Genomic DNA, 14,115 nt, shown 5'->3' on the forward strand with positions numbered 1-14,115 from the left:
GGGCAGAATGCATTTATAGATGGGGGAGATTTTGGGGGTTTCAACCCCCGGCGGAAAGTCGAATGCAGTTTGCGTGACCGGCCAGTTTCAGCTTGCCGAGGGTGGCTTCGGCGCTCTCTTTGCCTTTCAGCGGGCCCATCACAACGCGATTCCAGCCATTATTGCTGGTGATGCGTGAGTCAAAGCCCTCAAACGCCAGCTGCGCGCGGACGGTTTCCGCCTGCTCCTGGCCTTTGAACGAGCCGCACTGGATCAGCCAGCGACGCTCATCTTTTTTCTCTGTCGGCTGCGCCTTCGCCGTTTCCGCTTCGCGCGTTACCGGCGCGGCCTGCTGCGTTTTCGGCTGCGCGGCGTTGCTGTGCGGCGGTGTTTGCAGCAGATCCTGATAGGGCTGCGAATTGGTGGCCGGTTTCTGCTGCGCTTGCTGCGTCTGGCGCGGCGGCGTGGCGACGCGCGCAGGTTGCTGTTCTACGGTGCGCGGCTGCGTACGTGGTTGCTGAACCGGCTGGCTTTGCGTCCACTGAGACTGCTGCTGTTGTTGCTGCATCTGCTGAACCTGGCGCTGACGCTGCAACGTTTGCTGGCGCTGCTCCGGCGTCTGCTCGTTCCACGGCACCTCATTGAGCTGCGTCGGCGTCTGGCGCATATCTGCCTGCATCTGGGCTAACAGCTGGCGCTGCTCATCGGTTAACTGCTCCGGTTTTTGCACTTCGCCCCCGGCCGTCGGCTCGGTCGGCGCGCGTACGCCAGGCTGGCGGCTCTCCAGCTCTTTAATATAGCGCCAGCGCTCTTCCGGCTTCGGCGGCAGGCCGTTACCGGTCACTTTCTGGTTCTGCAGGGATTCTGACTCTTCTTTCTTATGATGCGTAATAAAGTACAAACCACCGATAAAGGCGACCAGCACGGCGGCCGCTATCGCGACCATTGCTGGCGAGACCGCAGGCGCGCTGCGCTGCTTTTTCTTTGAGGTGCTCTTCTTTCGCCGCGCAGGAGTCGACTGGCTGCGGCGTACATAATCTCGTTGGGCCACTATCGTTTCGCTGTATTCATAATTCGTTTAACAGCCCGCCATGTTACTTAAGCGACGGGGTTTTGACCAGAAGAGGGCGTCCGAAAGCCCCCGCCTTTACGTTAGCGCGCGCGTTGAGCCACGCAGGATTAATTCACAATCTAATAGTCGCGAGCCGCTGCTCACCGTGTGGCCCTGCAACTGCTCCAGCAAAAGCAGCATCGCTTCGCGCCCAATGTCGTAGCGCGGCTGCGCAACGGTAGTGAGCGGCGGGTCGCAATACTCTGCCAGCGAGATGTTATCAAAGCCGATAATCGACAGATCCTCCGGCACCTTCAGGCCCCGGCGTTTTGCCTGCGACAGTGCGCCAAGCGCCATCACATCGCTATGGCAGAAGAGAGCCGTCGGCGGTTTCGGCAGGGAGAGAAGCTGCTCCAGCGCCTGCGCTCCGGCTTCGAAGGTAAAATCACCGCGCGTAATATACTCCTTATCCACCGTCGCACCCGCGCGGCGCAACGCCTGCACGTAACCCTGCAAGCGGTAGTGGCAGAGCGGCATCTCTTCCGGCCCGGCGATACAGCCAATAAGCTGATGCCCCTGCTCCTGCAGATAAGAGACGGCATTAAAGGCCGCCGTCAGGTTGTCGATGTGCACCGTCGGCAGCTCCAGCTCCGGCGCGAACTCATTAGCCATCACCATCGGCGGTAAATTGCGCTGCTCTTCAATGCTGGCGTCAAACGGCAGACGTGAACCGAGCAGCAGCATGCCATCAATTTGCTTGGTGATGATCAGATCGATAAAGGTCTTTTCCTGCTGATTTTGATGGGCGCAGTCGCCAATCAGTACCAGGTAGCCATGCTCCGCAGCGGTCACTTCGATGCCGCGGATAATCTCACTGAAGAAGGGATCGCAGATATCCGGCACAATCACCAGCAGGGTACGGGACTCATTGCGCTTCACATTGCGGCCCATCGACTGCGGCAGATAGCCCACTTCCATGGCGGCCTGCTCAACCCGGTTGCGGGTCGCCTGTGACACTTTTTCCGGGTTCATTAATGCACGAGATACGGTTGCCGTAGAAACCTTTGCTTTCATGGCAACATCTTTCATGGTTGCTGCCGCAACCTGATTTTTCGGTTTCACCTTATTCTCCTCGCATGCACGGCGCAGGCGTAGTCACATTTTTATCAGATAGTTAAGCGCATCGGTTACAGAAATTTCACAAAAAGTGTGACGGGCATTCTATTTTACGCGCTGGCTCGCAGCATTAGCTTTCGATCGGATCGACATCCAGTACCCATTTTACGCGTCGGGCATCGGGCAGGGTGTTAATCAGCGCCAGCGCGCCATGCACAATGTGTTGCAGGCGAATGCGGGAGGGGTGTTGTAACAGGATTTGCCAGCGGTAGCGCCCGGCGCGCTTGGCCGCCAGCGCCGGAACCGGGCCGAGGATCCAGAGTTGGTTATCTGCCAGCGGGCTCGCCTGCAGCAGGTTTTTCAGCTGTTGCAGGAAGAGGGGGGCATGCTGGTTGTTCTGATCTTCCGCACGGATCAGCACATGGCTGGTCCACGGCGGGAGTTGCAGCGTCTGGCGCTCGGCCAGCGCCTGCTCGGCAAAGGTGTCGTAGCCTTTATGCAGCAGCGTTTGCAGCAGCGGATGTTCCGGGTGGTGCGTTTGCAGCACCACTTCGCCCTGTTTGCCTGCGCGTCCGGCGCGGCCGGAAACCTGGGTATAGAGCTGAGCAAAGCGCTCTGCTGCGCGGAAGTCGGCGGAAAAGAGCGCGCCGTCAACATCGAGCAATGCTACCAGCGTGACATCCGGAAAGTGGTGTCCTTTGGCGAGCATCTGGGTGCCGATCAGAATGCGCGCGCCGCCGCGGTGTACTTCAGCAAGATGTTGCTCCAGCGCGCCCTTGCGGCTGGTGGTGTCGCGGTCGATGCGCGAAATCGGCACGCCGGGAAACAGCGGAGCCAGCGCCTGCTCCAGTTGTTCGGTACCAAGCCCAACCGGCAGCAGGTGCGTGGAGCCGCACGACGGACACTGGCGCGGCACCGGGCGCTGGCTGTCGCAGTGGTGGCAACGCAGATGCTGCTGCGCCTGGTGGAAGGTGTAGTAGTGATCGCAGCGCGCGCACTCGGCGATCCAGCCGCAATCATGGCAGAGCAGCGCCGGGGCGAAACCTCGTCGGTTAAGGAAAAGGATCGCCTGGTTGCCTGCTTGCAGATGCTGGCGCAAGCGGTTGATTAAGGCAGGGGCCAGCCCCGCCTGCAGCGGCTGGGCTTTCATATCCAGCACGTGCTGCATCGCCGGACGTGCGTTGCCTGCGCGGCGGGTCAGCCGCAGCATGTGGTATTTCCGCGCCCGCACGTTGTGCAGCGTCTCCAGCGCCGGCGTCGCCGAACCGAGGATTATCGGGATCTGCTCGCTGTGCGCACGGTAAACAGCCAGATCGCGCGCATGGTAGCGCCACCCCTCCTGCTGTTTATAGGAGCTGTCATGCTCCTCATCGATGACGATTACGCCAAGGTTTTTAAAAGGGGTGAAGAGCGAGGAGCGCGTACCGATGACAATCGCCGCTTCACCGCTTTTTGCTTTCTGCCAGGTGGTCAGGCGTTCGCTGTCGTTAAGGCCAGAGTGCAGCACTTCAACGGGAGCATTAAACCGCTCGCGAAAACGGGCGATGGTTTGCGGCGTCAGGCCAATTTCCGGCACCATCACCAGCGCCTGTTTGCCCTGTTCGAGCACATTTTCCAGCACGCTCAGATAGACTTCCGTTTTGCCAGAGCCGGTGACGCCCGCCAGCAGCCAGGCAGAGAAGCGATCTGCTGCGCTGTGGATCGCGCCGACGGCGGTGGCCTGTTCGGTATTGAGCCGCAGACGATCGCCGCTGACGGAAAAGGTGCTGCGCCAGTCCGTAAACGTCGGTGCTTCGCTGTTCATCTCCACCAGCCCTTTTGCGCGCAGCGCTTGCAGGGTCACGCTTTTCAGATCTAACGCCGCTAGCTGATGCTGCCACACTTTGCCTTTGCGCAGCGCCGATAACGCCTGCTGCTGTTTTGGCGACTTGATGCGGTTGATGTCGGTTGCCTGCCCCTGTTCGGTGGCGAACCAGTAGCCCTGAAACTCGGCGCTGGCCGGTTTGGTCTGGCGCAGCAGAACGGGCAGGGCATTGAATAACACATCGCCAATTGGATGATGATAATAGTCAGCCGCCCAGAGCAGCATCCGCCAGACGGGCGTTGAGAAGGCGGGCTCGCTGTCGAGCACCTCTTCGACGCTTTTCAGCTCTGCCAGCGGTAACTCGCTTTTGTCGCTGACCGCCACCACAATCCCGACGCGGGTCTGGTTACCGAACGGCACGCGCACGCGAAAACCGGCGCTGGCGGGGGTTCCCTCCGGCAGCAGGTAATCGAAAGTGCGGGGCAGCGGTACAGAGAGCGCAACGTGGGCGACGGGCATTTCATCATCCTGACTTGAAAAGTGGCGGGTTAGTATACACATTGTTAAGACGGTCGAGCGGATCAGTTTGCATACGCTGGTTAATTTCTGTATGATTCGCCGCCTTTGATGCTCATTGCGGCGTCAGAGATTCACTTACATATCAACTCGCGTGGTGTCTGGCGTTAGGGCTGGAAGAGCGACGCGGCCTTAAACTGAGGTTTCCCCATGAAAAAAGGTATTCACCCGAATTACGTAGCGATTACTGCAACCTGTTCTTGCGGTAACGTGATCGAAACCCACTCTACTCTGGGTCACGATCTGAACCTGGACGTGTGTGGTAAATGCCACCCGTTCTTCACCGGTAAGCAGCGTGATGTTGCAACTGGTGGCCGTGTTGACCGTTTCAACAAACGCTTCAGCATCCCGGGCAGCAAGTAAGTTGCCAAAGAAAAAAGCGCCGAAAGGCGCTTTTTTTGTCTCTGCGGTTTGCCTCAGGGGGAGTATTTTTGTGATGAGCTTCACAAAAATATTGCTCTGGTCAAAAAACAGGCATATTCTGTCGCCATACATCTCCTCACACTATTTGAGCGTAAAAGGATCATTTGTATGCTGACAGCAATGAAAAACGTATTTATGTCTTACCTGCTCTCACTGGCAGAAGTGCATCCGGAAGTGACGCGTTTCTGATAAGCAGGTGCGATAAGTTAAAAAGGGCGGAATATAATTTCCGCCCTTTTTATTGCAATCAGTATTCCCACGTATCCGGGTCGATGCCCATTTCACGCATAATCACTTTCGCCTCTTCCGGGATCTCATCGCTGCGCTCCTTGCGCAGGTCTTCATCATTCGGCAAAGGCTGGCCGGTGAACGCATGTAAAAACGCCTCGCACAGCAGTTCGCTGTTGGTGGCGTGGCGCAGGTTATTCACCTGACGACGGGTACGTTCATCGGTGAGGATTTTTAACACCTTAAGAGGAATGGACACCGTAATTTTTTTTACTTGCTCACTCTTCTTGCCGTGCTCAGCGTATGGGCTGATATATTCGCCGCTCCATTCAGCCATGAGATACCTTTAATCCTCTCAGTCATTGATCTATACCCGGTCGCGCCGGGCCGTAATTGCGCGTAGTTTACCGTAGAGTCATCGGGGTGACACCGTGTATCGCTCTGCAATATCGTACGAAAGCATATAATTTTAACGGCTATTATGCGATTGCTCAATCTATACGCAAAGAAGTTTAGATGTCCAGATGTATTGACGTCTATTATTCCAGTGTTTACTCTGTGACCTGACTTTTCATCCATTAAGCCAGGAAGCCTTCACCATGACGCGTAAACAGGCCACCATCGCAGTGCGTAGCGGATTGAACGATGACGAACAGTACGGTTGCGTTGTCCCCCCGATTCACCTCTCCAGTACCTATAACTTCACCGGTTTTAACGAACCTCGCGCCCACGACTACTCGCGTCGCGGCAATCCCACGCGTGATGTGGTGCAGCGCGCGCTGGCGGAGCTGGAGGGCGGTGCGGGCGCGGTGATGACCAATACCGGCATGTCGGCAATTCACCTGGTGACCACGGTGTTCCTTAAGCCTGGCGATCTGCTGGTGGCGCCGCACGACTGTTACGGCGGCAGCTATCGTCTGTTTGATAGCCTGGCGAAACGCGGCTGCTACCGCGTGAAGTTTGTCGATCAGGGCGATGAGCAGGCGCTGAGAGCGGCGCTGGCGGAAAAACCGAAGCTGGTGCTGGTAGAAACTCCAAGTAACCCATTGTTGCGCGTCGTAGATATTGCGAAAATCTGTGGGCTTGCGCGGGAAGCGGGGGCGGTAAGCGTGGTGGATAACACCTTCCTGAGCCCGGCATTGCAAAACCCGCTGGCGCTGGGGGCGGATCTGGTGCTGCACTCCTGCACCAAATACCTCAACGGGCACTCCGATGTGGTAGCCGGCGTGGTGATTGCGAAGGATGAGGCGACCGTCACCGAACTGGCATGGTGGGCGAATAATATTGGCGTCACCGGCAGTGCCTTCGACAGCTATTTGCTGCTGCGCGGGCTGCGCACCCTGTCGCCGCGCATGGAAGTGGCGCAGCGTAACGCACAGGCGATTGTCGACTTTTTGCAGACTCAGCCGCTGGTGAAAAAGCTGTACCATCCCTCTCTGCCTGATAACCAGGGGCATGAGATTGCGGCGCGTCAGCAAAAGGGCTTTGGCGCGATGTTGAGTTTTGAACTGGCTGGCGATGAGCAGACGCTGCGTCGTTTCCTGAGCGGACTGTCGCTGTTTACACTGGCGGAATCGTTAGGCGGGGTTGAGAGTTTAATCTCCCACGCCGCGACCATGACCCACGCGGGCATGGCGCCGGAAGCACGCGCCGCCGCCGGGATCGGTGAGACGCTGCTGCGCATCTCAACCGGTATTGAAGATAGTGAAGATTTGATTGCCGATCTGGAAAATGGCTTCCGGATCGCCGCTGAGGGGTAAACATGAGTGTGATTGCGCAGGCAGGGACGAAGGCTCGTCAGCTGCACAAATTTGGTGGCAGTAGTCTGGCGGATGTGAAGTGTTATCTGCGCGTAGCAGGGATCATGGCGGAGTACTCGCAGCCGGGCGACATGATGGTGGTTTCGGCCGCCGGCAGCACCACCAACCAGTTGATTAGCTGGCTTAAACTGAGCCAGACCGATCGCCTCTCTGCGCATCAGGTGCAGCAATCGCTGCGCCGCTATCAGCTCGAATTAATTAACGGCCTGTTACCTGCCGATGTAGCCGATGGCCTGACCAGCGCCTTTATTCACGATCTGGAGCACCTCGCCGCGCTGCTCGACAGCGGCATCAACGATGCTGTTTATGCCGAAGTGGTGGGGCATGGTGAAATCTGGTCCGCGCGCTTGATGGCAGCGGTGCTGAATCAGCAAGAGCTGGACGCCACCTGGCTCGATGCCCGCGATTTCCTCCGCGCCGAGCGCAGCGCGCAGCCGCAGGTCAATGAAGGGGCCTCGTACCCTTTACTCCAGCAGCAGCTGGCGCAGCATCCGGGTAAACGAATTGTGGTGACCGGCTTTATCAGCCGCAACGACGCGGGCGAAACCGTGCTGCTTGGCCGTAACGGTTCCGACTACTCGGCAACGCAGATCGGTGCGCTGGGCGATGTTTCGCGCGTGACCATCTGGAGCGACGTCGCCGGGGTCTACAGCGCCGACCCGCGCAAAGTGAAAGATGCCTGTCTGCTGCCGCTGTTGCGTCTGGATGAAGCGAGCGAGCTGGCGCGCCTTGCCGCACCGGTACTGCATGCCCGCACGTTACAGCCGGTTTCCGGCAGCAATATCGATCTGCAACTGCGTTGCAGCTACAACCCCGAACAGGGTTCAACGCGCATTGAGCGCGTGCTCGCTTCCGGCACCGGGGCGCGCATTGTTACCAGCCATGATGATGTCTGCCTGATTGAGTTCCTCGTGCCGTCAGGGCAGGACTTCAAGCTGGCGCACAGAGAGATCGACATTATTCTCAAGCGCGCGCAGGTGCGTCCGCTGGCGGTCGGTGTTCACGCTGACCGCAATCTGCTGCAACTCTGCTACACCTCCGAAGTGGTCGACAGCGTCTTTAAACTGCTTGATGAGGCGGGTCTGCCGGGCGAGCTGCGTTTACGCCAGGGGCTGGCGCTGGTGGCGATGGTCGGCGCGGGCGTATGCCGCAATCCGCTGCACAGCCACCGCTTCTGGCAGCAGTTAAAAGGGCAGCCGGTCGAGTTTATCTGGCAATCGGACGAAGGGATCAGCCTGGTGGCCGTGCTGCGCGTCGGCCCGACCGAAAGCCTGATCCAGGGCCTGCACCAGTCGCTGTTCCGCGCGGAAAAACGCATTGGTCTGGTGCTGTTTGGTAAAGGTAATATCGGCTCGCGCTGGCTTGAGCTCTTCTCCCGCGAGCAGAGTGCGCTCTCTGCGCGCACCGGGTTTGAGTTTGTGCTGGCAGGCGTGGTTGATAGCCGCCGCAGCCTGTTGAGCTACGACGGGCTGGATGCCAGCCGCGCGCTTGCTTTCTTCAATGACGAAGCGGTAGAGCAGTATGAGGAGTCGCTGTTCCTGTGGATGCGCGCCCATCCGTATGATGATTTAGTGGTGCTGGATGTCACCGCCAGCGAGCAGCTTGCGGAGCAGTATCTCGATTTCGCCAGCCACGGTTTCCATGTCATCAGCGCCAACAAGCTGGCGGGCGCGAGCAAAAGCGATCGCTTCCGCCAGATCCATGACGCCTTTGAAAAAACCGGCCGCCACTGGCTCTATAACGCCACCGTCGGCGCGGGTCTGCCGGTTAACCACACCGTGCGCGATCTGCGCGACAGCGGCGATTCGATTCTGGCGATAAGCGGTATCTTCTCCGGTACGCTCTCCTGGCTGTTCCTGCAGTTTGATGGCAGCGTGCCCTTCACCGAGCTGGTGGATCAGGCGTGGCAGCAGGGGCTGACCGAGCCGGACCCGCGCGTCGATCTCTCCGGTAAAGATGTGATGCGCAAGCTGGTGATCCTTGCCCGCGAAGCGGGGTATGACATCGAGCCGGATCAGGTGCGCGTCGAGTCGCTGGTGCCGCCGGGCTGCGAAGCAGAATCCGTCGATCACTTCTTTGAGAATGGCGAAGCGTTAAATGAGCAGATGCTCCAGCGCCTTGAAGCCGCCCGCGAGCTGGGTCTGGTGCTGCGTTACGTCGCCCGTTTCGATGCCAATGGCAAAGCGCGTGTTGGCGTTGAAGCGGTGCGCCCGGAGCATCCGCTTGCCGCGCTGCTGCCGTGCGATAACGTCTTTGCTATTGAGAGCCGCTGGTATCGCGATAACCCGATGGTGATCCGTGGGCCGGGTGCAGGCCGTGATGTCACCGCGGGCGCTATTCAGTCCGATATTAACCGCCTCGCACAGCTGCTGTAATCCTCGCTGCAACTCCTCTCCCGCGCCGGGAGGGGAGTTTTCCCGCCTCATGAATCTTTTTCATCTTCGCTGAAAACTCCTCACGCATAATCGAGATATTTCTGTTGACGCTTTGTACGATTTCCGTCATTTTTACATCTGGACGTCTAAACGTATAGAAGTTCGCTCACCCTGAATAATGACTTGTGATTGATGAGGTAAGGTATGAGCTTTTTTCACGCCAATCAGCGGGAAGCCCTGAATCAGAGCCTGGCGGAAGTTCACGGCCAGATTAACGTCTCCTTTGAGTTTTTCCCGCCGCGCACCAGTGAAATGGAACAGACCTTATGGAACTCCATCGATCGCTTAAGCAGCCTGAAGCCGAAATTCGTTTCGGTCACCTACGGCGCGAACTCCGGCGAACGCGACCGTACACACAGCATTATCAAAGGGATTAAAGATCGCACCGGGCTGGAAGCGGTGCCGCATCTGACCTGCATCGACGCCACCCGCGATGAACTGCGCACCATCGCGCAGGATTACTGGAACAACGGCATTCGCCATATCGTTGCCCTGCGCGGCGATTTACCGCCGGGCGGCGGTAAGCCTGAAATGTATGCCGCCGATCTGGTGAGCCTGTTAAAAGAGGTGGCGGATTTTGATATCTCCGTCGCTGCTTACCCGGAAGTGCACCCGGAAGCGAAAAGCGCGCAGGCCGACTTGCTCAACCTGAAACGTAAAGTCGATGCGGGCGCCAGCCGCGCCATCACGCAATTTTTCTTCGATGTTGAGAGCTACCTGCGCTTTCGCGATCGCTGCGCCTCAACCGGTATCGACGTCGAGATCATCCCCGGCATTCTGCCGGTCTCTAACTTTAAGCAGGCGAAAAAGTTCGCCGACATGACCAACGTGCGTATCCCGGCATGGATGTCGCAAATGTTCGCCGGGCTGGATGACGATGCGGAAACCCGCAAGCTGGTCGGCGCGAATATCGCGATGGATATGGTGAAGATCCTCAGCCGTGAAGGGGTTAAAGATTTTCACTTCTACACCCTGAACCGCGCCGAAATGAGCTATGCCATTTGCCACACCCTCGGCGTGCGCCCGGCCTGTAACGTTGCCGTTTAGTACGCGGAAAATTACAGGCTCAGGCTGCCAAACGCGCTTTGCCAATCCTGCTCGAACTTCTCGACGGCGGATTCAACGGCGGGCGTATTGAGCATCTGCTTCGCCACATCGACCGGCAGGGTAATCGCCCCGCACCCGGCGAGCAGACAGTCGAGCGCCTGGCGCGGGGTTTTGAAGCTTGCCGCCAGCACCTTACTCTCCGGCGCATGCAAACTCAGCAAGGTTTGTAGCTCCTGCACCATGCGCACACCATCGCCGCCCTGCGCATCGACGCGGTTAACATAGGGCGCGACATATTTGGCCCCGGCCAGCGCCGCCAGTAAACCCTGCGCCGCGCTATAGACCGCTGTACCTAGCGTCACGATCCCCTCTTTTTTCAACTGTTTAATCGCCGCCAGCCCTTCGCCCGTCACCGGGATTTTAACCACAATACCCGGCAGCGTGTGGTGAAGCCTTTTCGCCTCGCTCACCATGCCCTCGGCATCGCGGCTCATCACCTGGGCGAAGAGCGTCCCGTTCGCGCCTATTGCCTGTTGCAGGCGCGGCAAAACCTCCCAGAGTGAGGTTTTACCAGCGGCAATAATGCTCGGGTTGGTGGTGACACCAGCCAGCGGATAGATGCGCGCAAGGCGCTCCACTTCCGCGATATCGGCCGTATCCAGATAGAGTTCCATCCTGCTTCCTCATCAGTATGATCTGGCGAAAGCATACGGTCTGCGAGGCGGCGGCGGCTATATAACAATTCTGCCAAACACTGGACAAATGTACGCATCGGGATGAAGTGCGACAGCGCTCACAAAATGCAGTGCACTCCGATGAAAAGGGGATTCAGACGCGAAGTATGGAAGTGAAGTGGGTATAAAAGCGTACAAAAATCCAGTAGCGTAGTTACTTGTCCCGTAGCTGGCTATGGTAGTGCTGGCGATACTCCGAGGGCGAGCGTTCGGTGTTTTTACGGAACAGGCGGCAGAAGTAGTTGCTGTCGACAAACCCGCAGCTGTGCGCCACCTCTTTGATTTTCAGGTCGTAGCCTTTAAGCAGCGTTTTCGCATGCTCCAGCCGGGTGTGGGTCAGATATTCACTAAAGCCGACAGCGCCGGTTTTCTGGAACAGATGGGAGAGGTAGTTGGGCGAAATGTAGAACGCCTGCGCGACCGACTCGCGGGTGAGCGGCATGGCGTAATGTTCGTCGATATAGTCACGAATGGCTTCAAACAGCGCCTGGCTACGCGATGCGGTGTGGATCTGGCTACCGAGCAGATCGTGGCAGTGGCTCAGCAGGCTGGTGACAATCAACCGCGCCGTGTGCTGCTCATCTGGCTGCATCTGCATCTCGTGCAGCGTTTGCAGCAGGAAGGAGCCTATACGCGGGCCGCGCCGGGCTACGTGCTGCCGGGTCAGCGTCTGAAGCGCTTCGCCATCCCACTGCGTAAGGCTAAAGCAGAGCTGCTGTTTGCCAAACAGCACGCTTAAGCTCCTGGCCGGTGCCAGCCAGCGCGGGCAGTTCCAGCCGCCAGCGGGAACGTACAACACATCATATTGCATCATCAATGCTGTCTCGCCGGCGATCGCCGCATCGGTCAGCGCCCCCTCCAGCACGATTTCAAGGCGCGGGAAGTCGACCTGGCAGGCAAGCGCAGGCGCGGTTGCGTTCACCGCCGCAAAGCGGATCTGCCTGAGCGTTGCCGGGCCGTGGATCAGGCGGGAGAGGAGAGGCGCAATATCGTGGCTCATGATGTTCCTGCGACAAAAAAACAGGCTCACCATAGCGCCAGGCTAAAAAAAAAGCCATCCCGATGGGATGGCTTTACACGCTTATTGGTTGGCGGGTAGATCGCCGTACGGCAGCGCGTCGTAATCCCGTAACGCATTTTTCTTATACGGGTTACCGATCCAGCGCGTCGCTTCAACGAACTGCGGGCTGACCACCGAGCGCGTGGCGTCATAGCCGTCATAGCGCAGGCCTGCTAAATCCGACCAGGTGTGGATCAGCTGTGAGCTGCTGTATTTGCGGTTGAGGTCGGCGGAGAAATCCCGCGGATGCGCCGCTTGCCACTTATCCGAAGTCCAGAGGATAAACGGAATGGTGTACATATGGCGCGTGGGCTCCGCTTCGTTACGCCCCTGAATATTGTGCGGCGGCGTGTCATACACCTCTTCGCCATGATCGGAGAAGTAGAGCAGGAAGCCGTTCGGGTCGGTTGCTTTGTAATCATTAATCAGCGAGGAGACAACATGATCGTTAAAGCGGTTGGCATCGTCATAGCTGTTGTAGGTCTCCGATTGATCGGCATCCAGCCCCGGCGGTTGATGGTCGTGCTTATCGGTAAACTTGCCCCAGCCCTGTGGGTAGCGGAAGTCGTAGCGAATATGCGTGCCGAGCAGGTGCACAATGATGAACTTCTTCGGCGCAGGATCGGCGAGCACGGTTTTAAACGGCTTCAGCACGTTGGTGTCATATTCGCGGGCGCTCTGCGTACGCTGCTGGTTCATATAGAACTGCACATCCGTCTGTTTTGAAAAGACGGTCAGCATGGTGTTGCGCTCGGTCATCGTCTGCTGGTTAGTGATCCAGAAGGTTTTGTACCCGGCCTGCTTCATCATGTTCATCAGCGAGGGCTGCGTCAGATAGAGATCCGGATGCTGCTCATCGGCGAACGTCAGCGCCTGTTGCAGGATCTCAATGGTGTAGGGGCGCGAAGTCACTACGTTAGTAAAGAGGCTCATCCGCGGGTCGCTTTTATGCAGCGCATCCAGCTCCGGCGTGGTTTCGCGCGGGTAGCCATACAGGCTCATGCGGCCACGCTGCGTCGATTCGCCAATCACCAGCACCAGCGTGCGCGGCGCATCGCCCGACTCATCTTTCAGGTTTGCCAGCGGCGGCAGAGCGTGGTTGCTGTCGAGCAGTCTGTTCAGGCTGCTCAACTGGTTACGATACTGCACATAGCCCATCACCAGCTGCCACGGCGCGGCAGGCTCCAGCTTGGAGGCTAATCCTGAGGCAGCCTTAGCGAGATCCTGCTTATATTTCAGCATGTTTATCGCAATCGGATTGAGGATCAGCCCATACAGCAGGGCGAACGAGACGACCCAGCGCCATGGGTTAGGAATGTAAACCGGACGCAGGCGAGTCCAGAGGAAGATCGCGCCCGCAGTGTAGGCCAGCGCAATCAGCACCAGCTTCAGGCTGAAGTATTGCCCTAAAAACTCGCTCGCTTCATGGGTGTTGGTTTCGAACATCACAAACAACACGCTCTGCGAGAACTCCTGCCCGTAGATGACGTAGTAGGAGAGCATCGACAGCGAGGTAGCCCACAGCACCACGCCAATAGCCGCCGCGATGGCGCGCGTATAGCGTGGGAAGAGGAAGACCGGGATTAACCATAGCGAGCTGAAGAGAATGGAGTCGCGAAAACCGTTGGTGCCGCTGTATCCGCTAACCAGGATAGCGACCTGCAGAACCGTGGAGAAGTACCAAAAATAGAGCAGAGCCCATCCAAGGGCTTTCATACTAAACGATTGTTTAGCATGAGATTGTGTGGAGCGCATACGAAGTGCCTGTGCGAATAAATAGCGCTAAAACATAGCGGCTAAAGCTTAAGCAAACCTGAATGTCACTATTCAGGCGGGTTTATT

At 58.0% G+C, this 14,115-nt stretch carries 11 protein-coding genes; 4 read left to right on the plus strand and 7 right to left on the minus strand.

What is annotated here, in order from left to right; translation table 11 throughout:
* Positions 1-40: 40 nt before the first annotated feature.
* The 3 genes from ftsN to priA all read right to left on the minus strand — a co-directional run bounded on the left by ftsN (position 41) and on the right by priA (position 4,469).
* The gene (gene ftsN / locus IAE48_RS18770) at positions 41-1,030 is read right to left on the minus strand and encodes a cell division protein FtsN (RefSeq protein WP_124970956.1); all 990 of its coding nucleotides are present in this window, start codon (positions 1,028-1,030) and stop codon (positions 41-43) included.
* Positions 1,031-1,126: 96 nt separating this feature from the next.
* On the minus strand, positions 1,127-2,152 hold the full coding sequence (gene cytR, locus IAE48_RS18775) for a DNA-binding transcriptional regulator CytR (protein WP_042717055.1): 1,026 nt from the start codon (positions 2,150-2,152) through the stop codon (positions 1,127-1,129).
* A 124-nt stretch (positions 2,153-2,276) separates the two neighbouring features.
* On the minus strand, positions 2,277-4,469 hold the full coding sequence (gene priA, locus IAE48_RS18780) for a primosomal protein N' (RefSeq protein ID WP_200135249.1): 2,193 nt from the start codon (positions 4,467-4,469) through the stop codon (positions 2,277-2,279).
* A gap of 207 nt (positions 4,470-4,676) precedes the next feature.
* Here priA and rpmE point away from each other — a divergent pair, with 207 nt between their 5' ends.
* Positions 4,677-4,889, plus strand: coding sequence for a 50S ribosomal protein L31 (gene rpmE, locus IAE48_RS18785; RefSeq protein ID WP_023479344.1), 213 nt, complete (start codon positions 4,677-4,679; stop codon positions 4,887-4,889).
* A gap of 307 nt (positions 4,890-5,196) precedes the next feature.
* Here rpmE and metJ read toward each other — a convergent pair whose 3' ends face one another.
* Positions 5,197-5,514 (minus strand): met regulon transcriptional regulator MetJ, encoded by a 318-nt coding sequence (gene metJ, locus IAE48_RS18790; RefSeq protein ID WP_023479337.1) that lies wholly within the window; start codon positions 5,512-5,514, stop codon positions 5,197-5,199.
* A gap of 262 nt (positions 5,515-5,776) precedes the next feature.
* On the opposite strand from metJ, the gene metB reads away from it, so the two are divergent.
* The 3 genes from metB to metF all read left to right on the plus strand — a co-directional run bounded on the left by metB (position 5,777) and on the right by metF (position 10,479).
* Positions 5,777-6,937, plus strand: a complete 1,161-nt coding sequence (metB, locus tag IAE48_RS18795) for a cystathionine gamma-synthase (RefSeq protein ID WP_094422562.1) — start codon at positions 5,777-5,779, stop codon at positions 6,935-6,937.
* A gap of 2 nt (positions 6,938-6,939) precedes the next feature.
* Positions 6,940-9,372, plus strand: a complete 2,433-nt coding sequence (locus IAE48_RS18800) for a bifunctional aspartate kinase/homoserine dehydrogenase II (RefSeq protein ID WP_200135250.1) — start codon at positions 6,940-6,942, stop codon at positions 9,370-9,372.
* A 204-nt stretch (positions 9,373-9,576) separates the two neighbouring features.
* A complete protein-coding gene (metF, locus tag IAE48_RS18805) occupies positions 9,577-10,479 on the plus strand; it encodes a methylenetetrahydrofolate reductase (RefSeq protein ID WP_094422560.1) in 903 nt (300 codons plus the stop codon).
* A gap of 11 nt (positions 10,480-10,490) precedes the next feature.
* On the opposite strand, the gene fsa is transcribed toward metF, so the two are convergent.
* From fsa to IAE48_RS18820, 3 genes are all read right to left on the minus strand, one after another.
* Positions 10,491-11,153, minus strand: coding sequence for a fructose-6-phosphate aldolase (fsa, locus tag IAE48_RS18810; RefSeq protein ID WP_200135251.1), 663 nt, complete (start codon positions 11,151-11,153; stop codon positions 10,491-10,493).
* A gap of 214 nt (positions 11,154-11,367) precedes the next feature.
* Positions 11,368-12,213: a helix-turn-helix transcriptional regulator gene (locus tag IAE48_RS18815; protein ID WP_200135252.1), complete on the minus strand. Its 846-nt coding sequence runs from the start codon at positions 12,211-12,213 to the stop codon at positions 11,368-11,370.
* Positions 12,214-12,294: 81 nt separating this feature from the next.
* Positions 12,295-14,028: a phosphoethanolamine transferase CptA gene (locus IAE48_RS18820; RefSeq protein WP_200135253.1), complete on the minus strand. Its 1,734-nt coding sequence runs from the start codon at positions 14,026-14,028 to the stop codon at positions 12,295-12,297.
* Positions 14,029-14,115: the final 87 nt, after the last annotated feature.

This window comes from Kosakonia sp. S57, assembly GCF_016516575.1.
Taxonomy (GTDB): domain Bacteria; phylum Pseudomonadota; class Gammaproteobacteria; order Enterobacterales; family Enterobacteriaceae; genus Kosakonia; species Kosakonia cowanii.

Coding starts and splice junctions, on each gene's coding strand:
- priA (WP_200135249.1), bottom strand. CDS start 4,469: ATGCCCGTCGCCCACGTTGCGCTCTCTGTACCGCTGCCCCGCACTTTC.
- rpmE (WP_023479344.1), top strand. CDS start 4,677: ATGAAAAAAGGTATTCACCCGAATTACGTAGCGATTACTGCAACCTGT.
- metJ (WP_023479337.1), bottom strand. CDS start 5,514: ATGGCTGAATGGAGCGGCGAATATATCAGCCCATACGCTGAGCACGGC.
- metB (WP_094422562.1), top strand. CDS start 5,777: ATGACGCGTAAACAGGCCACCATCGCAGTGCGTAGCGGATTGAACGAT.
- IAE48_RS18800 (WP_200135250.1), top strand. CDS start 6,940: ATGAGTGTGATTGCGCAGGCAGGGACGAAGGCTCGTCAGCTGCACAAA.
- metF (WP_094422560.1), top strand. CDS start 9,577: ATGAGCTTTTTTCACGCCAATCAGCGGGAAGCCCTGAATCAGAGCCTG.
- fsa (WP_200135251.1), bottom strand. CDS start 11,153: ATGGAACTCTATCTGGATACGGCCGATATCGCGGAAGTGGAGCGCCTT.
- IAE48_RS18815 (WP_200135252.1), bottom strand. CDS start 12,213: ATGAGCCACGATATTGCGCCTCTCCTCTCCCGCCTGATCCACGGCCCG.
- IAE48_RS18820 (WP_200135253.1), bottom strand. CDS start 14,028: ATGCGCTCCACACAATCTCATGCTAAACAATCGTTTAGTATGAAAGCC.